Below are 20,910 nucleotides of genomic sequence, written 5' to 3'. Positions count from 1 at the left end.
TGCTTCTGGCTGGCGGTGAGACTGGCTGGTCCGCCCGGCAAGCCGAAGCTCGCCGGAGGGATCGTCGTGACGCATCCCGCTTGCACGCGAGATGCCGCTTCCATCAGAGCTTGCCGTCCTCCTTGAACACCTTGGTCCAGTCGGCGATCAGGCCGTCGAGCGCGCCCTTGGCGGTGCCCTGGTCGGCGACGACATAGTCGTGGACGCGCTTCTGCATCGCGAGCAGGAGCTGGGCGTAGGACGGCTCGGCCCAGAAATCGACCACCTGGTCCATCGCCACCAGGAAGTCGGCGGCGAACGGCGCGGTATTCTTGAAGTTGGGATCGTTCAGCACGCCCTTGTGGCAGCTGTAGCCGCCGAGCGCCCACCACTTCTTCTGGGTATCCAGCGAGGCGAACCACTTGATGTAGGCCAGCGCCTCGGCGCGGTTCGGCGAATAGGCCACCACCGAGATGCCCTGCCCGCCGAGCTGCGAGCCCTTCTCCTTCTGCGCGGGGTTGACGAAGAAACCGATCTTGTCGCCGCCGACATTGGGGTCCTTGTAGAGGCCCGGGAAGAAGGCGAACCAGTTCATCTGCAGCGCGACCTGGCCGGACTTGAAGGCATCCAGGCCCTCCTGCATGTAGCCGTTGGAATAGCCGGGCGGCGTGCAGCATTTGTACAGCGCCTTGTAGAATTCGAGGCCCTTCACCGCGTCGTCGGAATTGACGAAGCCCTGCATGTCATACGGCTTCTTCGGGTTCTGATACTTGAAGCCGAACGGATAGAGCGCGTTGGTGACGCCCATGGTGATGCCTTCCGAGCCGCGCTCGGTGAAGATCGCCGCACCGTAGACGGTCTTGCCGTCGATCACCCGCTTCTGGAAGAACTCGGCGATGTCCTTCAGCTCTTCCTGCGTCTTCGGCACCTCGAGCTCACGGCCGAACTTCTTCTTGAACTCCTCGCGGATCTCCGGCCGCGCGAACCAGTCCTTGCGATAGGTCCAGCCGTTGGCGTCGCCCATCGCCGGCAGCGCCCAGTAGTTCGGCGAGCCCTTTGGCCACTCGGCGTAGCCGGCGACGGTGGCGGGCATGAAGTCGGAGATCTTGATGCCTTCCTTGTCGAAGAACTCGTTCAGCTTGACGTATTGGCCGTTCTCGGCGGCGCCGCCGATCCACTGGGAGTCGCCGATCATCAGATCGCACAGCTTGCCCTTGGAATTGAGCTCGTTGAGCATGCGGTCGGCGAAGTTCGGCCACGGCACGAACTCGAACTTCATGTTGACGCCGGTCTTGGCGGTGAAGTCCTTGGACAGCTCGACCAGCGCGTTGGCCGGATCCCAGGCGGCCCAGCACAAGGTGATCGTCTTTCCCTCGGCGCGTGCCGGCGCGGACGCGCCGAGCACTGTCGCGGCGGCGACCGTCGCCGTCAGTGCAAATGTCTGCAGCAACTTCATCTGGCACTCCCTCCCTGTTGGCGCCGCCCCTGCCTTTGCGCTGATGACGGCGGTGTTGGCCCGCGGCGAGAGGCGCCGTCACAACGACAGCGCGAGCCGCAAGCGTTTCCTCATGGTCCCGGATCGACTGTCCGAGTTAAGTATTTTGTTTAGTAAATTGCGAATGACTAAACATGTCAAGCGCATTTCCCCGCAATTCGCAGCGCATCATGTTTAGCGACTGCGGTAAGCAGCTCATCGGATGAAGATTTCCTGAGATCGCGCCCCCACAGCTTTCCGGCGCAGCGGCAACAAGAACGGCCCGCCCCAACCCCAGGCTGCGTTCGGGCCATCAGCGCTGCGCGAGCGTCACGCCGCAGCTCACCCGGCCGTCAGCGACGCGGAAACGTCCGGCGAGACGAGCAACCGCGGCCGGCCAGTCCTCTTTCATGACACGTGCCTCGAACGTGCCCGCCGGCCATGCGATCGCGAGCTCGACATCCTGGAAATCCAGGAAGCCGCGCGTGAGCGGGTACTGGCATTTGTAGTAGGCTTCCTTGGCGCTGAAGATCACGATCGGCAGCATCGGCTGCAGCGCATCGGGCTGGCCGCGAAGCCATCGCCGCTCGGCCGGCGTGAGCACGAGATCGCGCATCGACGGATCGAGCTCGCTCAGGTCCTCGACATCCAGTCCAAGCGACGGGACATCCCTGCTTCGGGCCACGGCAACAGCGCAGTAGTCGGCGCAATGCGAGATGCTTCCCACATAGCCCGGCGGCCACACCGGCGCGCGATCCGGCGTCGGGACGAGCGCGACCGGCGAAGCTCCGAGCGACGCCAGCGCCCTGCGCGCCAGGATCCGCGCGGTCGCGAACTCGGCGCGCCGCTTGGCGACCGCGGCCTGGATATGCGCGCGCTCTTCGGGAAACAGCTCATCCTCCGCCAGCGAGAGGCTCGATGCCGCAACCACGACCGGACCGTCAAACAGCTCTGCAATCGCCTTCATCGCCAACTCTGCACGCGCGCTGCCTCTCTTGCGGACCGGCCCTGACCAACACGGATCGGCTGGCCGCCACTCTACACGACGCGGCTGCTCCGAAACCGATCTCGAACGATTCCACATGACATCGCGATCTCGCGGCGTGTTTCGCCCGAGCTTTGCTTCCGTTCGTCCTCCTCTCCAGCGAGAAGAGGCGCAAGGAAGGCCGGGAGCCTGCCGCCCCCATGGCCCCCGTGCGGAAAGAATGCACGGGGCAGGAACCACAGGTTCGGCTGGGACATCCCGGCCTTCCCTGCGCGATGGTTTGACGGCTTATACGTGATCTCCCCGGGGACCGGCTTGATTGCCCCCGTCGCCGACGGATCATCATGACCGCCGACTTGGCGCCAGCTTCGGGGCGCCAGGACCACACGATTTCGCCGTCGCATCGTTCCGTTCGTCCGCGCAATCGAGATCACGCTGCGGACCGACACGCCCATCGCATCCCCGGCTCGACGTTCGTGACGATCGCGAAACGTCCCTCTTCAGCGAGCCGGGATGCGCGGAAATGTGGAGGTGATTTGCCCGACGGTGCAAGGGATAAGTGCGCGACAAACTGGCACGACGGGCAGTTTGGACATGACACGCATGCGGCAACGGCCCGTCGGGTGCAGGACCTTGATCGCCGAGGCAGCGGCGCGCCGCGCGGGCCCCGACTCGGATCAGGCCGGCCGCCGGCCGCCGCCCAGCAGGAACAGCACCGGCAGCATCAGCACGGGGCTGAGAATGGCCGACAGAAACACGCAGCCCCAGAAGCCCATGCGGGAGTCGCGGCCGAAATAGCCGCTCAACAGGCACAGCAGCACATAGATGATGATGACGAAGGCAGACATCAGGCGATGCTCCTCATGCTGGCGAAAACGGTGGGCGGCGCGGAGCTAGCGGGCATTCTGCACCGGAGCCGCCGGAATGGGGGATCCCTGCCGTACCGGCGCCGGCGGCGACCCGAGGGGAGTCATGCGGGCCTGTCCTGGCAGATCGACGCCGCTCGGATTCTCCAAGACGTCCCGCGGCGGCTGCTGGATCTTGGGGAAGCTGAGCTTGGTGCTGTCGAAGTCCATGATCGAGGGGTTCGGCGCTGTGGCGCTGCCTGACGAGATATCCGAGCCCAGGATGAGCGGCATCTGATTGGCGCCGCCGCCGACCACGACGACCTTGCTGTTGTTGGAGCGGGCGAGGTCCAGCGTTGCCTGGATACCGGTCCAGGTCAGCACGTCCTTCGACAGCGACCGCGACACCGTCGCATAGTAGTTCTCCAGGCCGATGGCCTCGATGCGCTGGCGCTCGGCCTCCGAGCGGGCCCGTGCAAGGATGAACTCATAGGATGCGGCGTACTGCTCCTGCGTCAGCTTGTCCTCGATCGCCTTTCGCATCCCGTCGGGAAGCATCACCCGGGTCACGACCATGTCGTCATAGAGCAGGATCGTGCTCTTGGGCTCGCCGCGCAGGGCATCCAGCATCTGGCCGGTCAGGAGCTCGCTGTCGAGCGTGTAGAGGCGATGGCTGTCGAACTTGCCGATCACGCGCCTGATGACGCCGAGTGCCACCGGCATGACCAGGCGATTGACGTAGTCGGTGCCGACCTCCTTCAGGAGCCGGGGCGCGGAGTTGGCATCGACGTGGAAGATGAGGTTGGCCTTGACGTCGACGCGCAGGCCTTCGAGGCTGAGCGCCTCGACGTCGAGCGCCAGCGACTGGACGCGCGTCTCGAACAGATACATCCTGTTCCAGGGCAGCTTGAGCGCCAGCCCCTCGCGATAGACGTCGTTGATGACGGTGCCGCCGCCGAGCAGGCTGTAAAGCACACCGACATGGCCTGCGGGAACCACGACGATCACGGTCCGCCACAGCAACAGGACCAGCAGGCCGGCGAAGGCGATGGTGCCGACGACATAGGCTTCGATGCGATCGCGCAGTCTGCCGCGCGTCGGCCTGAGCGGAGACGGCGAGTTGCGAAGGCTGCGATCGGGATAGGCCACGCTCATGTCAAAGCCTCGGCTTGCTCGAGCCGGCCGTCCCGCATCGTGAGAACGCGATCGCCCATCGAGAAATAGCGATCATCGTGGCTGATGACGATAACGGCCTTGCCGCGAGCCCGCAAGTCGGGAAGGATTTCGGTATAGAAGCGGTGCCGGAACGACGGATCCTGATCGGCGCCGACCTCGTCCAACAGGTAGATCGGCCGGTCCTCGAGCAAGGCGACGATCAGCGCCAGCCGCTTGCGCTGTCCGGTCGACAGATCGAGCTGGGTGAAGCCGCCGTCGCGAAACGCCGTCTTCTCGGCCAGTCCGAAATCGGCCACCATGGCATTCACCTTGGCCGGATCGATCGTGCGCGCGCCGTAGAAGCGATCGAACAAATGGAAGTCGGCGAAGACACAGGAGAACAACTGGCGATATTTGCCGCGCAGGGCATGGTCCACCGGCTCGCCGTCCCACAGGATGACACCGCCCGCGGGGTCATAGAGGCCGGTGAGCAGGCGCATCAGGGTCGACTTGCCGCTGCCATTGCCGCCGATCAGGTAGGTGATCTGCCCGGGTCGAACGACGAGGTCGCACGGCCCGAGCGTGAAGCTGGGCTTGCCGTCGCGGCCGGTGTGCGAATAGGTGATCGCGCGCAGCTCGACCCGCTCGAACACCTGATGCGCGGCATCGGGTGACGGCTCGGGCTCGCGCGCGGCGGCCAGCAGCCGCTTCTCCATGTCGAGCAGATGCTCCATCGACAGGTTGGCGCGTGCCAGCACCGCGGCCGAGCGCAGGACGTTGTCGAGCGACGACAGCATGAACAGCACGGTGTAGAGAACCTGGAGAACCGTGCGGTGCTCCTTGATGTAGCCCGGCAGGATGAAGACCACCGCGGCGAGCAGGCTGTAGAAGCCGATATAGGAGATGCTCATGCCGGAGGCGATGTGGTCCATCGCGACCGTATTCTTGACGTCGATCTGCTCCGAGGCCGGCAGCAGATGATCCTGCTCCAGGTCGTAACCGCGCGCGGCGTTCTGACGCACCTCTTTGAAGCCGTGCAGCAGATGGCCCATCAGGTCGAGGAACCGCGTCTCCTGCGCGCTCGCGGCGACCAGGGCCGCCCGCGAGCCACGCTGGCTGTAGCGGTAGAAATACACGGTCACGACGAAGGCGAACACCAGCAGCGTGATCGCGAACAGCGACAGGTAGGCGATGTAGGCGCCGAGCAGCAGGAAAGTCATCGCCGAGATGATCCCGGTGACGATCTGCGGCGCGGCGTCGGAGATCAGGATGGTCTCGCGCGCGACCACGTCATAGATCCGGTCGACGCCGGTGTGCTCCAGCGCCTCGAGCTCGATCCGCCGGACCAGCAGCACGTAGTTGTCACGGATCTGGCGCAGGATGGCCTCGCTGAGGGCCGTGACCATGCGCATGGAGTAGCGGTGCGAGCCGATCACGAGCGCCGCCAGGACCAGGAACAGCAGCACCATCTCCAGCGCCGGCCCGTCGCTCGACTCCGGCGCGGTGGCCGTGTTGGTGACGACCATCAGCGCGCCCATGGCGAAGCTGGTCAGCACCATGCCTGCGATCAGGCGAAAGCGGATGGGACCCGCGGATGCGAGGACGAAGCGTATCAGGTCCAAGGTTCAAACCGCCTTCTGTCCACGCTGAAATCCCTCAACGCCCCGATGCCGACGGCGGGCGCAGCACTCCGCCACAAAACAGCGCCGGCGATCACGACGAAGCTCGTCCGGCACATCGGGCAACATCGAATCCTGCTGCAACGTGTTTGATCACAACCAGCGTCCAGGGCAAAGAGGGCACGGCAAGGCTGACAAATAAACCAATCGGACAACATGCAACCTGATCGAACCGCGCCTCAGGACGGCGCGGCGACGAAGCGGTCGGCCAGCAGCTCCGACAGCACCGCCTCAGGACGATCGGACAAATAGAAGTGCCCGCCCGGAAAATCGCAGCGGCGAACGGGCCGGAGTGAGACACGATCCCATCCTGCGATCCGCTCATCCGCCGTCTGCGGGTCATCGCGTCCGCGCATGACGGTGAGATCGATGTCGAGCGGATCGGGCGATGGAATGCGATAGCCGAGCACGGACGCGAAATCGGCGCGCAGCGCCGGCGCGATCAGCTCGCGCAATTCCGCGACCTCCATCACGGCCGGCGGAATGCCGCCGTAGCGGCGATCGACGGCGATCAGAAACTCATCATCGGCCAGCGTCATGAAACCGGTATCTTGCATTGCAAGATCGGGGGATTCCCGGCCGGAGACCGCCAGACGGAGCTCGGGCGCATATTCCGCACGGCGAAGTCCCCGAGCCGCTTCGAGCGCCAGCAGCGCGCCCATGCTGTGGCCGAACAGCACGGTCGGCAGATCCGGCCTGGCGAGCAGCGCGCGGACGACTTCCTCGGCGGACTCCACGATGTCGCGACGCGGCTCCTCGCCAAGGCGCGTCTCCCGACCTGGAAGCTGGACCGCCAGCACCTCGACATCGGGCGGCGCCAGATCGGGCCAACGCCGATAGAATGACGCGCCGCCTCCTGCCGGCCCGAAGCAGACCAGCCGGCGGCGGGCCGCAGGTCTCGGCTTGAAACAAAGAAGCCACTCATCAGCAAACGAATGCTGCCAGCGATCAGGCATCGATCAACCCACTTCAAATTTGTCGCATATTATCATGACAGGCCGATGCTGCCGCACCTCCAGATGCGGCCGCGCCGACGATGCTCACAGGACAATCGAGGGGATTCCCATGAATCCGCACCTCATTGTGCATTGCCCGCACCTCTCAGCCGCCTGCGGCGTTGCTACGTCCTGATAAGTCTAAGCTTCTTTTGATCGGTCTCTCGACATCCGTATCAATCACCTGGGCATTATCTGGTGACAGTCCGCGAGAAGCGAGCGGACGGCCCTTCCAAGGGAGGTGGAAGGATGGTACCTTTCAACTAATAATTGGGAATCAATCATCATGACAAATTTGGCTGCTAGCGACCAAGCTGTTTCCCCCGCCCCCGTGTCCCCCGAGCATCACAAGCAGGCGCTGGCGATCGTCAAGCGCAACGCCGGGTTTGGTGCCATCACCGGACTCATCCCTTTGCCTTTGCTCGATGTTTTCGCGCTGACAGGTATTCAGATCAAGATGATCAGCGAGCTCGCCGAGGTCTATGAAATTCCGTTCAACGAGAACGCCGTGAAGTCGTACGTGGCCGCCTTGATTGGCGGCATCGTGCCGGTCAGCCCGCTGTCCGGCGTCGCGATCCGCGCGGCCCGCTACGTTCCGTTCATCGGTCCACTGCTCGGCATCGCCGTCGTGCCGGCATTCGCCTCGGCGCTCACCTGGGCCATCGGCCGGGTCTTCGTCAATCATTTCGAAAAGGGCGGAGATCTGTTGTCGGTCGATCTCGATACGATGAAGGAGCAGGTCAAGCGCGGGTTGACCCGCAAGGGTACGACCGCCGAGACGGCGACCGCTTAAGCCGCTTGCACACGGCCGCCCGCTGCGGCCGCTGATCTGCATGACCCGTACCGCGCGGTTCAGGGAACGCCGTTCTATGCCCTTGGTGTCGACATGGTGAATGTATTCGACGACGAGAACACCGTCTTCGTCGTGCTGGTCAACGACGAGGAGCAGTATTCGCTCTGGCCGCAATTCAAGGACATCCCGGCTGGATGGCGGCAGACCGGACCGACGGGCGGCAAAGCGGAATGCCTCGCGTTCATCGAGGGTGCCTGGACCGACATGCGGCCGCTCAGTCTCCGCCGCCAGCGAGATGCCGCCGACCCGTCTGCAGCGTGACGCATCGTGAACGATCGATGGGATCCATCCCGCGCAGAATCGGAGCGCCTGCCGGCTGAGGACAGCCCGATCGAGACTCCGGCCGCCGGCAACGGCGACGAACTCCAGCGCAAGCGGCAACTCGCGGCCGAGCTGTTGCGCCGACGCGGGACCGAGGCGGCTCATCATCCCCTGTCGTATGGGCAGCAGGCGCTGTGGTTCCTGCATCAGCTGGATGCCACCAGCACCGCCTATCACGTCGCATTTCCCATTCGGCTTCGCGGTGCGGTCGATGTCGCAGCGCTGCGGCAGGCCATGCAGGATGTGATCGAGCGCCACCCTGCCCTGCGCGCCACCTTCGCCTGGCGTGGCGGGACGCCGATCCAGACCGTCTCGCCGCGCGCGGCCGAGCTGCGCCACGTGCAGGTCGCAGACCCGGCTGAGCTCGATCGGGCGGTGCAGGACGCCTACGAAGAACCGTTCGACTTCGAGCGCGGCCCGCTGTTCCGGGCGGTGCTCATCAGCCGCGGACACGAGGATCACGTCCTGCTGCCGCTGGCTCATCACATCGTCATCGATGGCCAGTCGATCGTCATCCTGCTCGACGAAATCGGACGCAGCTATCAGGCGCGGGCCCGCGGCGAGGTCCCTCAGCTCCCTCGCGTGGAGCGCAGCTATGCGGATTTCGTGCGCTGGCAGCGCACGATGCTCAGCGGGGCGCGCGGCGAGCAGCTGTGGTCGTACTGGCAGTGGCTGCTGTCCGGCGAGCTTCCCGTGCTCGACCTGCCGCTCGATCATCCGCGGCCGGCGCAGCGCCGCCAGCGCGGCGAGCAGATCGACCTCGCCATCGCGCCGGAGCTGCTTGTACGGCTCAAGGCGCTGGCGCGACGCCACGAGACCACGCTGTCCGTCGTGCTGCTCGCCGCCTACAGCCTGCTGCTGCACCGGTTGAGCGGGCAGGACGACATTCTGCTGGGCGCGGTGGTGGCCGGGCGCACCCAGCCGGCCTTCGATCCGACGGTGGGCTATTTCGTCAACACGGTCGTGCATCGCACCCGCCTGGTGGACGGCCAGAGCCTCGCCGCCTTTCTCGACGCCACGAGACGGGCGGCCGCCGAAGCGGCGGAGCATCAGGACTACCCATTCGCGGTGCTCGCTCAGCGGCTGCAGACGCAGCGCGATCCGGCGCGGACCCCTGTCTACGAGGCTTGCTTCAACTTCCTGCAGTTGCGCGGACAGCATGCCGTCCAGGGGCTCATCGCGCCGCTGGCGGATGACGGCTGGAGCACGTGGGGCGGGCTGGCAGCGCGCGTCTACCAGTTTCCGCAGCAGCTCGGGCAGTTCGATTTCGCGCTCGAGCTGTATGAGGCGAACGAGGCGCTGTTCGGCAATTTCAAGTTCAATCCGGATCTGTTTGCCCGGACGACGGTTGCGCATTGGGCCGGCGCGTTCGAGATGCTGCTGCGCGGGCTCGCCGATGCCCCCGCAATCCCGGCGGCACGGCTGGCGCTGGCCGCCCCCGATCTGGCGCGCGCCGATGATCCCGGCGCGCCCCCCTGTCTCACGGCGGTCGCGCCGCGCGAAACGCTTGCCACGCGGTTCGCGGCCGAGGTCCGCCGCATCCCCGACGCGATTGCCATTCGCACCGACGACCATACGCTCACCTATCGCGATCTCGACCGCCGCGCCAACGCGCTCGCGCACGACCTGATCGCGGCCGGGGTCCGGCCGCAGGACCCGATCGCGCTGCTGTTCGCCTGCTCATCCGAATTCGTCATTGCCGTGCTGGCGGTGCTGAAGGCCGGCGCGACCTATGTTCCGCTGGAGCCGGGCCAGCCCAGGGATCGGCGCGATTTCATCCTGCGCGAGACCGGCGCCCGCTTTGCCCTGGCCGCGCCCGCGCTCGTGGCCGAGCTTGCCGGCCATGGCGGCCTCGGCATTCTTTCACCTCGTCCCGACGCCTTCGATGATCGGGATCCCGGCGTCGCCGGCGCGGCCGATGATCTTGCCTATGTCATGTTCACGTCGGGCTCGACCGGCCATCCCAAAGGCGTCGGCATCAGCCATCGCAACATCCTCTCGCTCGCGGACGACCCGGTCTGGCACGACGACGGACCGCAGACGATCCTGCTGCATTCCAATCCCGCCTTCGATGCCAGCACCTTCGAGCTGTTCGTGCCGCTACTCCACGGCCACACGATCGCGATCGGACCAACCGGCGCATTCGACGCGCGCCGGCTGGCCACGGCCATCCGTCAGCATGGCGTCACGCGCCTGTTCCTGACCTATCAACTGTTCGCAGCGATCGCGGAGGAGCATCCCGACTGCTTCGACGGGGCGAGTGAGGTGCTGACGGGTGGCGAGACCGTGTCGCCGGATGTGGTGCGCCGCGTGCTCGAATACAGCCGCACGGTGGTCTCCAACGCGTATGGTCCGACGGAGACCACGACCTTCGTCACGCGGCATGCTCTGTCTGACGTGGCCGCGATCACGTCACCCCTTCCGCTCGGGCGCACTCTTGCCAATCGCTCCGTCGTCATTCTCGATGACGCCCTCAATCCGCTGCCGCCGGGCGTCGTGGGCGAAGTCTATGTCACGGGCGCGGGCTTGGCACGGGGCTACATCAATCGTCCCGGATTGACGGCGGAGCGCTTCATCGCCGATCCATTCGGACCGCCGGGCACCCGGCTGTATCGCACCGGCGATCGCGCCCGCTGGCGCGCCGACGGCACGCTCGAGTTCCTGGGACGCGCCGACCATCAGGTCAAGATCCGCGGCTTCCGCATCGAGGCCGGCGAGGTCGAGAGCGCGCTGCGCCGTCACGACGGCGTCGCTGCTACCGCCGTGGTGCCGCAGGAGCATCCGCAAGGGCGGCGCCTCGTCGCCTACGTCGTCGGCCGCGACGGCGTTGCGCCGTCCATCGCAGAGCTGCGCAGCCATCTCGGCAGCCTGCTGCCGGACTACATGGTGCCGGCGTTGTTCGTCACGCTCGATGCGCTGCCGCTCACCCCCAACGGCAAGCTCGACCGCAAGGCGCTGCCCGAGCCCGATCTCGCTGCTGCGTCCGAGACACCCCATCGCGCGCCACGCTCCGCCACCGAGCAGGCGCTTGCCGCGATCTGGGCCGAGCTGCTCGGCCACGACGAGATCGGCATCGACGACAATTTCTTCGCGCTCGGCGGCCACTCGCTGCTCGCCACCCGCCTCGTCTCCCGCCTGCGCAGCCAGTTCGGCCGCGAGCTGCCGCTGCGCCGGCTGTTCGAGCAGCCGACCATTGCCCGCCTCGCCGCCTGCCTCGACGGCGAGACCGGCGATCAGGCCACCGCCTTCGTCGCCGTGCCGCGGCCGGCCGACTTGCCGCTGTCCGCCGCCCAGACCCGGCTCTGGTTCCTGGATCAGCTCGAAGGCGGCTCGGCCGCCTATCTCATTCCCTTCGCGCTCGACCTCGATGGTCTGCTCGATCCACGAGCGCTCGATCGCGCGCTGACGGCGCTGGTCGCACGCCATGAGAGCCTGCGCAGCACGGTCGAGCTCAAGGCCGATCGTCCGGTCCAGATCATCCGCCCGGCCGGCGCCTTTCGCCTGCTGCACGACGACCTCTCCGATCTCGCGCCCGCCGACCGTGACGCCGCGCTGGCTGCGCGGCTCGACGGCCTGGTGCAGCACCGCTTCGACCTGTCGCGCGACCTGCCGCTGCATGCGGTGCTGGTGCGGCTCGCTCCCGAGCGCCACGTGCTCGCGGTCGTCATCCATCACATCGCCTTCGACGGCTGGTCGTCTGGCATCTTCTTCGGCGAGCTCGCCCGTCTGTATGCGGCCGCCTGCAACGGCACGGTCGCGAGCCTGCCCGAACTGCCGGTGCACTATGCCGACTACGCGCTGTGGCACCGCCAGCTGCTCGCCGATCCCAACGGTCCGATTCCGCGCGAGCTCGCCTACTGGCGCACGGCGCTCGCCGATGCGCCGGCGCGGCTCGAACTGCCACTCGACCTGCCGCGGCCGGCGACGCCGCGCCATCCCGCGGGCTTCGTGCATCTGCGCCACGAGGCCGGCGAGGTCGCGGCCTGGGAAGCCTTGGCGCGCCGCCATGGCGTCACCCTGTTCATGGTGCTGCACGCCGCCTTCGCCACCGTCCTGGCGCGCTGGAGCGGCAGCGACGACATCAGCATCGGCACCCCGATCGCCAACCGCACCCGCCGCGAGTTCGAGGGCCTGATCGGCTTCTTCGTCAACACCTTGGTGCTGCGGCTGCGCCTCAGTGATGATCCGACATTGGCCGAGCTGCTCGCGCGCGTGCGCGAGACCGATCTCGCCACCTTCGCGCATCAGACCCTGCCGTTCGAGCAACTGGTCGAGGAGCTGCAGCCGCAGCGCCAGCTCGGCATCAGCCCGCTGTTCCAGGCGATGCTGGCGCTACAGAACGCCGCCGCCTTCCGCGCCCCCGACATGCCCGGCCTCACGACGCGGATGCATCCGCCGGAGCCCGGTGTCGCCAAGTTCGCGCTGACCCTGTCGCTGCAGCCGACCGCCGACGGCGGCCTCGAAGGCATCCTGGAATACGACGCCGAGATGTTTGCCCCCGCCAGCATGGCGCGGCTGGCCGGCCATGTCTCGACCCTGCTTCGCGCGATGGCGAGAGCCGATGGTGCGGCGAGGCTCAGCAGCCTCGCGATGCTCGGCGCCGACGAACGGCGCCAGCTACAAACGTGGAATGCGACGGCTGCGCCGCGTGTTGTCGACGAGACCATTCTCGATCTGCTCGATGCGGCCGCGCGTGACCATGCCGACCGGCCTGCGATCATCCACGCCGGCGGCGAGATCAGCTATGCCGAGCTGCACCGCCGCGCCGATCATCTCGCGGGACACCTCGCCGCTCGCATTCCCACGACCAACGCACTGATCGGCATCGCGCTGAACCGCGGGCCGGAGCTGATCGTCGCGATCCTCGCCGTGCTCAAGGCGGGACACGCCTATGTGCCGCTCGATCCGGCCTATCCGGCCGAGCGGCTGCGCGTCATGGCTGGGGACGCCCGGCTGCAACTGGTGCTGACCGACGGCAGCACCGCCGCATTGCCCGACGATCTCGCGCAGCTCCGGCTCGACGATCCCGCGCTGCTGCAACCGCCGCCGGCGTGGCCGCGGCATCGTCCGCTGCCCGACGACCTCGCCTACGTCATCTTCACCTCCGGCTCCACCGGCCGCCCCAAGGGCGTCGCCATCCCCCAGCGTGGTCTCGTCAATCTCGTGCGCTGGAGCTTTGCCGCTGTTGGCACCGACGTGCTGGCGGCGACCTTCGCCTCGTCCTCGATCAATTTCGACATGTCGGTGCTGGAGATGTTCTCGCCGCTGAGCTGCGGTGGGTGCATCGAGGTCGCATCCGACCTGCTCGCCATCGCCCATCGCGGCCGCTCCGGCATGCGGCTGTTGAGTGGCGTACCGTCGGTGTTGCGCGCGCTGCTCGACATGTCGGCGCTGCCGACCGACGCGCGCGCGCTGATCCTTGCCGGCGAGGCGCTGCCCGAGGAGCTGGTGCACCGGACGCGCGCCGTGCTGCCGGACTGCCGGATCTGGAATCTGTATGGGCCGACGGAAGCGAGCGTCTATTCCACCGCCTGGTTCTCCGACGGTCCGCACGACGCGCCGCCGACGATCGGCCGTCCCGTCCACAACATGCAGGTGCACCTGCTCGACGAGCGGCTCGCGCTGGTCCCGATCGGCGTCGTCGGCGAGGTCTATGTCGCGGGCGCGGGTCTCGCGCGCGGCTATATCAACCGTCCCGGGTTGACGGCGGAGCGCTTCATCGCCGATCCGTTCGGACCGCCGGGCACCCGGCTGTACCGCACCGGTGATCGCGCGCGCAGGCAGGCCGACGGCACGCTGGAGTTCCTGGGACGCGCCGACCATCAGGTCAAGATCCGCGGCTTCCGCATCGAGCCCGGCGAGGTCGAGAGCGCGCTGCGCCGTCACGACGGCGTCGCTGCTGCCGTCGTGGTGCCGCAGGAGCATCCGCACGGGCGGCGCCTCGTCGCCTATGTGGTCGGCCGCGACGGCGTTGCGCCGTCCATCGCAGAGCTGCGCAGCCATCTCGGCAGCCTGCTGCCAGATTACATGGTGCCTTCGCTGTTCGTCACGCTCGATGCGCTGCCGCTCACCCCCAACGGCAAGCTCGACCGCAAGGCCCTGCCCGAGCCGGACCTCGCCGTGGCCTCCGAGGCGCCCCATCGCGCACCGCGCTCCGCCACCGAGCAGGCGCTTGCCGCGATCTGGGCCGAGCTGCTCGGCCACGACGAGATCGGCATCGACGACAATTTCTTCGCCCTCGGCGGTCATTCGCTGCTTGCCACCCGCCTCGTCTCCCGCCTGCGCAGCCAGTTCGGCCGCGAGCTGCCGCTGCGCCGGCTGTTCGAGCAGCCGACCATTGCCCGCCTCGCCGCCTGCCTCGACGGCGAGACCGGCGATCAGGCCACCGCCTTCGTCGCCGTGCCCCGTCCGGTCGACCTGCCGTTGTCCGCCGCCCAGACCCGGCTCTGGTTCCTGGATCAGCTCGAAGGCGGCTCGGCCGCCTATCTCATTCCGTTCGCGCTCGATCTCGACGGCGCGCTCGATGCCCAGGCGCTCGATCGCGCGCTGACGGCGCTGGTCGCACGCCATGAGAGCCTGCGCAGCACGGTCGAGCTCAAGGCCGATGCGCCGGTGCAGATCATCCGCCCGGCCGGCGCCTTCCGCCTGCTGCACGACGACCTCTCCGATCTCTCGCCCGCCGACCGCGACGCTGCGCTGGCCGCAAGACTCGACGGCCTGGTGCAGCACCGCTTCGACCTGTCGCGCGACCTGCCGCTGCATGCGCTGCTGGTGCGGCTCGCTCCCGAGCGCCACGTGCTCGCGGTGGTCATCCATCACATCGCCTTCGACGGCTGGTCGTCCGGCATCTTCTTCGGCGAGCTCGCGCGGCTGTATGCGGCCGCCCGCAACGGCACGGTTGCGAGCCTGCCCGAGCTGTCGGTGCACTATGCCGACTACGCACTGTGGCATCGCCAGCTGCTCGCCGATCCCAACGGTCCGATTCCGCGCGAGCTCGCCTACTGGCGCACGGCGCTCGCCGATGCGCCGGCGCGGCTCGAACTGCCGCTCGACCTGCCGCGGCCGGCGACGCCGCGCCATCCCGCGGGCTTCGTGCATCTGCGCCACGAGGCCGGCGAAGTCGCGGCCTGGGAAGCCTTGGCGCGCCGCCATGGCGTCACCCTGTTCATGGTGCTGCACGCCGCCTTCGCCACCGTGCTGGCGCGCTGGAGCGGCAGCGACGACATCAGCATCGGCACCCCGATCGCCAACCGCACCCGCCGCGAGTTCGAGGGCCTGATCGGCTTCTTCGTCAACACCTTGGTGCTGCGGCTGCGCCTCAGTGATGATCCGACATTGGCCGAGCTGCTCGCGCGCGTGCGCGAGACCGATCTCGCCGCCTTCGCGCATCAGACCCTGCCGTTCGAGCAGCTGGTCGAGGAGCTGCAGCCGCAGCGCCAGCTCGGCATCAGCCCGCTGTTCCAGGCGATGCTGGCGCTGCAGAACGCAGCCGCCTTCCGCGCCCCCGACATGCCCGGCCTCACCACCCGGATGCATCCGCCGGAGCCCGGTGTCGCCAAGTTCGCGCTGACCCTGTCGCTGCAGCCGACCGCCGACGGCGGCCTCGAAGGCATCCTGGAATACGACGCCGAGATGTTCGCCCCCGCCAGCATGGCGCGGCTGGCCGGCCATGTCGCGACCCTGCTCGGCGCGATGGCAAGCGCCGATGGTGCGGCGCGGCTCAGCAGCCTCGCGATGCTCGGCGCCGACGAACGGCGCCAGCTACAAACGTGGAACGCGACGGCTGCGCCGCGTGCTGCCGACGAGACCATCCTCGATCTGCTCGATGCGGCCGCGCGTGACCATGCCGACCGGCCTGCGATCATCCACGCCGGCGGCGAGATCAGCTATGCCGAGCTGCACCGCCGCGCCGATCATCTCGCCGCGCATCTGACTACACGCATTCCCACGACCAACGCGCTGATCGGCATTGCGCTCAACCGCGGGCCGGAGCTGATCGTCGCGATCCTCGCCGTGCTCAAGGCCGGCCACGCCTATGTGCCGCTCGATCCGGCCTATCCGGCCGAGCGGCTGTGCGTCATGGCCGGGGATGCCCGGCTGAAACTGGTGCTGACCGACGGCAGCACCGCCGCATTGCCCGACGATCTCGCGCAGCTCCGGCTCGACGATCCCGCGCTGCTGCAACCGCCGCCGGCGCGGCCGCACCATCGTCCGCTGCCCGACGACCTCGCTTACGTCATCTTCACCTCCGGCTCCACCGGCCGCCCCAAGGGCGTCGCCATCCCACAGCGCGGCCTCGTCAATCTCGTCCATGCCCAGACGGTCGCGTTCGAGATCGGAGCCGGCGACCGCGTCCTGCAGTTCGCCTCGCCGAGCTTCGACGCGTCGGTCTCCGAGATCGCCACGGCGCTCTCGAAGGGCGCCGCGATCGTCACCGGCGACGCCGACACGCTGCGCCCCGGACCGTCCCTGGCGACGCTCGTCCAATCCTGCGCGGTGACCCATGCGACGCTGCCGCCGACAGCGCTCCGCGTGATGGAGCCGGACGATCTCGCCGGCTGCCGCGTCCTCGTCGTCGCCGGCGAAGCCTGCCCCGGCGACCTCGTCGCGCTGTGGTCGCCGCATCGCCGGATGCTGAACGCGTACGGGCCGACCGAAGTCTCGGTCTGCGCCAGCATCAGCGCGCCGTTATCGGGCGACGCGCCGCCGCCGATGGGCGCACCGATCGAGAACGCGCGCATTCACCTGCTCGACGCCCAGCTCAACGAGGTACCGATCGGGGTTGCAGGCGAGGTGTATGTCGCCGGCGCGGGGCTTGCGCAGGGCTATCTCAACCGTCCGGATCTGACGGCGGAGCGCTTCATCGCCGATCCGTTCGGACCGCCGGGCACCCGGCTGTACCGCACCGGCGATCGCGCGCGCAGGCAGGCCGACGGCACGTTGGAGTTCCTGGGTCGCGCCGACCAACAGGTGAAGATCCGCGGCTTCCGCATCGAGCCCGGCGAGATCGAGACGGCGCTGCGACGGCACGACGGCGTCGCCGCTGCCGCGGTGGTGCCGCAGGAGCATCCGCACGGGCGGCGCCTCGTCGCCTATGTGGTCGGACGCGACGGCGTTGCGCCGTCCGTCACAGAGTTGCGCAGCCATCTCGGCAGCCTGTTGCCGGACTACATGGTGCCGGCGTTGTTCGTCAGCCTCGATGCGCTGCCGCTCACCCCGAACGGCAAGCTCGACCGCAAGGCGCTGCCTGAGCCCGATCTCGCTGCTGCGTCCGAGGCACCCCACCGCGCGCCGCGCTCACCGTCTGAGCAGGTGCTCGCCGCGATCTGGGCCGAGCTGCTCGGCCACGACACGATCGGCATCGACGACAATTTCTTCGCGCTCGGCGGCGATTCCATCACCAGCATCCAGATGGTGACGCGCGCGCGACGCGCCGGGCTCGTGATCACGCCGCGCGACGTGTTCCAGCAGGGCACGATCGCGAAGCTCGCGAGCGTTGCAACCGCGGCCCAGCAGGTCACCGCCGACGATCGCGCGGACGGCGGCCCCATTCCGCTGACGCCGATCATGCGCTGGCTGCTCGAGCGCGGCAGGAATGTCGACCGCTTCAGCCAGAGCATGACCGTGCGGCTGCCGCGCGGCCTGACGTCGCAGCAACTGATCGCCCTGCTCGATGCCACGTTGTCGCGCCATGCCATGCTGCGGTCCCGCCTCGCATTCGATCCGATCGATGGCAGGCCGTCGCTGCACATCGCGCCCTCCGACACAGCGCTGGCGCGGCGCCGGCTGCGCCAGATCGATGTCGCCGCGTTGACGCCGGAGCAGCGCGCGCAGCGGATCAGCCAGGAGATCGGCGCTGCCGAGGCGCGTCTCGATCCCGCAGGCGGCGTGATGCTGCAGGCGGTTCAATTCACGGCCAGCGTAGCTGATAACGACGCGCTGCTGCTCGTACTGCATCATCTCGCCGTCGACGGCGTGTCGTGGCGGATCCTGATCGAGGAGCTCGCCGCGTCGTGGCACGCTACGACGGCCGGCCAGCCGGCTCAGTTGCCTGCGCTCGGCACCAGCTTCGGGCAGTGGTCGCGGCTGCTTCAAGCGCGGTCGCGACATTCCTCCGTGCAGGCAGAGCTGCCGCATTGGCAGCGAACATTGGCGGCAAGCGCCGCTCCCCTGCGGCTGACGCCGCCCCGCCAGCCCGTTGCGAACAGCGTCAAGCATCTGACGCTGACATTGCCGGCAGCGGTGACTGCGCGCGTGATGAGCGAGGCGCCGCGACGGCTCGGCGCGCGGGTGCTCGACATCCTGCTTGCGGCTTTCGTCACGACGCTCGCCGATGGCGATGCGGCAGCGCAGACCATCGTGATCGACCTCGAAGGCCACGGCCGCAACGAATTCGACCCTGCCATCGACCTGTCGCGCACCGTGGGCTGGTTCACGAGCCTCTATCCCGTTCGCTTCGACCTTCCCGCCGGAGATTCCACGACCACCGCCGGCGACGCCGAACGCCTGCTCGGCGCGCTGCACGCCGTGCAGTCCGGTCTCGCCGACGTCCCTGACGACGGGCTCGGCTTCGGCCTGCTGCGCTACCTGGACGAGGACGCGGCGCGGACGCTCGCCCGCCTGCCGACGCCGCAGGCGGGCTTCAACTATCTCGGCCGTTTCTCGACCGATCATGTTGCGGATTGGAGCATCATCCCGACGGCACTGCCCGGCGACCTCGTCGAGCAGGCCGAGTTGCGTCCGGCCCATGCGATCGAATTGAACACGGTGGTGATCGGCCAGGGCGCCGACGCCCGCCTCAGCGCCACCTGGTCCAGCGACCGAAGCCTCGTCGATGACGACGTCGTGCAGGTGCTCGCGACGCGCTGGTTCGCCCTGCTCGAGCGCCTTGCCGAACTGACGCCGGCCGCGCCGCATCCGGCCGCAAAGCCGTCGGTCCGTCAGCTCCGGCTGTCGCCATTGCAGCGCGGCCTGCTCTACGAGAACCTGTCCGATCCCGTCCGTGCCGACGTCTATGTCGTCCAGCTCGAAGTGGAGTTTGCAGGTGAGCTCGATCGCGACCGGCTGCGCGGCGCGATCGCCGCGCTGATCGCGCGGCACGACAATCTGCGCGCGGCGTTCCGGGCCGACGACAGCAGCGGCTTCACCCAGAGCGTCGTGCCCGCGGTCGATCTGCCCTGGCGTGAACTGGCGGTCGACGCCGGCACGGATTTGCAGGCGGTTCTCGATCGGGCCCGCCGCGACGACTTGACGTACCGCTTTGACTTGGCGGCTGCGCCGTTGCTGCGCAGCAGCCTGGTCGGCGCCGGCACGACCAACGTGCTGATCCTGACGCTGCATCACATTTTGATCGACGGCTGGTCGATGCCGATCGTGCTGCGCGAGCTGATGCAGCTCTATCACGGGACGGCCGAGCTGCAGCCGGCGGTGCCGTTCAGCCGCTATCTCGACTGGCTCGACCGTCAGGATCGCGCCGCGGCGCTGGCGGCCTGGCGCGCGGCCTTCGACGGCTGGAGCGGACCGCTGCTGGTCGCGCCGAACCTGCCGGGCCAGACCACGGCAACGCAAACCGACGTCGCGCTCGACGAGCACGAGACCCAGCGGCTGGTCGCGGCCGCGCGCTCGCTCGGGATCACGCTGGCCACCTTGATGCAAGGCGCCTGGGCGCTGTGGCTCGCGGCGCGCACCCATCGCGACGACGTCGTGTTCGGCATCACCGTCGCTGGGCGTGACGCCGCGCTCGACGGCGCCGACCAGATCGTCGGCCTGCTTGCCAACACCGTCCCGTTGCGCGCACGCGTGTCGCCCGCGCGCACGATCAAGGCATTCCTCGGCGAGTTGCAGGATCGCCAGGCAGCGCTGATCGCCCATCAGCATCTCAGCCTCGGCGAGATCCAGCAGATGCTCGGCACCGACGCGTTGTTCGATACGCTGCTGGCGTTCGAGAACTATCCGGTTTCGGCTGATGCCATCGACAATGCCGAAGCGTTGCGCATCACCCGGGTGCAGGGGCGCGACGCCAACCACTATCCGCTGAGCCTTGCGGTGCTGCCCGGACCGCGGCTGACGCTGCGGCTTCACGTCCGGCCCGGTCTGTTCGACGGCGCGCCGGCGGCGGAGTTGATCGCGGAACTGCGCCGGCTGCTCATGGCTCTCGCTGACGATGGCGACGCGCCGATCGGCCGCGTGCTAGGAGCCCACGCGAGCCGCGATCCGCGGATTGCGGCCTGGAATATGACCGCGCAGCCGGAGCCGGCGGGCCACCTCCTGGATGGCTTCCTGCGGCAGGCCCGCATCGCGCCGTCCGCACCCGGCCTGATCTGGCGCAACGAGACGTTCGACTATGCGCGGCTGGATGCGATGTCCGGCCGGCTCGCCGGCCAGCTTGCGGCGCGCGGCGTCGGCGCCGACGATCTCGTCGCGCTGCATCTGCCGCGCTCCCCCGCGCTGCTGATCGCGATCCTCGCGGTGCTGCGGGCCGGTGCGGCCTACCTGCCGATCGATCCCTCGCTGCCGCGCGATCGCATCGGCTACATGCTGGATGACGCCCGGCCCGCGCTTGCCATCACTGCCGACGCGTCGGCGGATCTGCCAGCCCCGGTGCCAGTCCTCGCGATCGATCTC

9 protein-coding genes (1 of these 9 only partly in view) are annotated in these 20,910 nt (G+C 68.0%); 3 read left to right on the top strand and 6 right to left on the bottom strand.

Annotated features, from left to right (window positions below; all coding sequences use genetic code 11):
• Positions 1 to 103: 103 nt before the first annotated feature.
• The 6 genes from ACQR1H_RS28815 to ACQR1H_RS28790 all read right to left on the bottom strand — a co-directional run bounded on the left by ACQR1H_RS28815 (position 104) and on the right by ACQR1H_RS28790 (position 7,073).
• On the bottom strand, positions 104 to 1,435 hold the full coding sequence (locus ACQR1H_RS28815) for an ABC transporter substrate-binding protein (protein ID WP_316215580.1): 1,332 nt from the start codon (positions 1,433 to 1,435) through the stop codon (positions 104 to 106).
• Between the two features lie 331 nt (positions 1,436 to 1,766).
• Positions 1,767 to 2,420, bottom strand: coding sequence for a 4'-phosphopantetheinyl transferase family protein (locus ACQR1H_RS28810; RefSeq protein ID WP_434839070.1), 654 nt, complete (start codon positions 2,418 to 2,420; stop codon positions 1,767 to 1,769).
• Positions 2,421 to 3,115: 695 nt separating this feature from the next.
• Positions 3,116 to 3,286 carry a hypothetical protein gene (locus ACQR1H_RS28805; protein ID WP_434908569.1) on the bottom strand — a complete coding sequence of 57 codons (171 nt, stop codon included), beginning with the start codon at positions 3,284 to 3,286 and terminating at the stop codon, positions 3,116 to 3,118.
• Positions 3,287 to 3,331: 45 nt separating this feature from the next.
• Positions 3,332 to 4,438, bottom strand: coding sequence for a prohibitin family protein (locus ACQR1H_RS28800; protein WP_315800404.1), 1,107 nt, complete (start codon positions 4,436 to 4,438; stop codon positions 3,332 to 3,334).
• On the bottom strand, positions 4,435 to 6,060 hold the full coding sequence (locus ACQR1H_RS28795; RefSeq protein WP_315800405.1) for a cyclic peptide export ABC transporter: 1,626 nt from the start codon (positions 6,058 to 6,060) through the stop codon (positions 4,435 to 4,437). The genes ACQR1H_RS28800 and ACQR1H_RS28795 overlap by 4 nt, the downstream gene beginning before the upstream one ends.
• Positions 6,061 to 6,296: 236 nt before the next feature.
• Positions 6,297 to 7,073 (bottom strand): thioesterase II family protein, encoded by a 777-nt coding sequence (locus ACQR1H_RS28790; RefSeq protein ID WP_434900275.1) that lies wholly within the window; start codon positions 7,071 to 7,073, stop codon positions 6,297 to 6,299.
• 280 nt (positions 7,074 to 7,353) lie between these two features.
• Between ACQR1H_RS28790 and ACQR1H_RS28785 the strand changes: the two genes are divergently transcribed.
• The 3 genes from ACQR1H_RS28785 to ACQR1H_RS28775 all read left to right on the top strand — a co-directional run.
• Positions 7,354 to 7,905: a YcjF family protein gene (locus tag ACQR1H_RS28785; RefSeq protein ID WP_434908568.1), complete on the top strand. Its 552-nt coding sequence runs from the start codon at positions 7,354 to 7,356 to the stop codon at positions 7,903 to 7,905.
• 93 nt (positions 7,906 to 7,998) lie between these two features.
• Complete coding sequence (locus ACQR1H_RS28780; protein WP_316236695.1) at positions 7,999 to 8,226, top strand: MbtH family protein; 228 nt, start codon at positions 7,999 to 8,001, stop codon at positions 8,224 to 8,226.
• A gap of 6 nt (positions 8,227 to 8,232) precedes the next feature.
• Positions 8,233 to 20,910 carry the 5' portion of a non-ribosomal peptide synthase/polyketide synthase gene (locus tag ACQR1H_RS28775; RefSeq protein ID WP_434908567.1) on the top strand. It continues 5,211 nt past the right edge of the window, so 12,678 of the gene's 17,889 nt are visible here — the first part of the coding sequence; the start codon lies at positions 8,233 to 8,235; its stop codon lies off the right edge, out of view.

Source organism: Bradyrhizobium sp. HKCCYLRH2015, assembly GCF_051168215.1.
Lineage (GTDB): Bacteria > Pseudomonadota > Alphaproteobacteria > Rhizobiales > Xanthobacteraceae > Bradyrhizobium.
The sequence above is the reverse complement of the archived record's forward strand: the minus strand, read 5'-3'. Positions and strand labels throughout refer to the sequence as shown.

Coding starts and splice junctions, on each gene's coding strand:
- ACQR1H_RS28815 (WP_316215580.1), bottom strand. CDS start 1,435: ATGAAGTTGCTGCAGACATTTGCACTGACGGCGACGGTCGCCGCCGCG.
- ACQR1H_RS28810 (WP_434839070.1), bottom strand. CDS start 2,420: ATGAAGGCGATTGCAGAGCTGTTTGACGGTCCGGTCGTGGTTGCGGCA.
- ACQR1H_RS28805 (WP_434908569.1), bottom strand. CDS start 3,286: ATGTCTGCCTTCGTCATCATCATCTATGTGCTGCTGTGCCTGTTGAGC.
- ACQR1H_RS28800 (WP_315800404.1), bottom strand. CDS start 4,438: ATGAGCGTGGCCTATCCCGATCGCAGCCTTCGCAACTCGCCGTCTCCG.
- ACQR1H_RS28790 (WP_434900275.1), bottom strand. CDS start 7,073: ATGCCTGATCGCTGGCAGCATTCGTTTGCTGATGAGTGGCTTCTTTGT.
- ACQR1H_RS28780 (WP_316236695.1), top strand. CDS start 7,999: ATGGTGAATGTATTCGACGACGAGAACACCGTCTTCGTCGTGCTGGTC.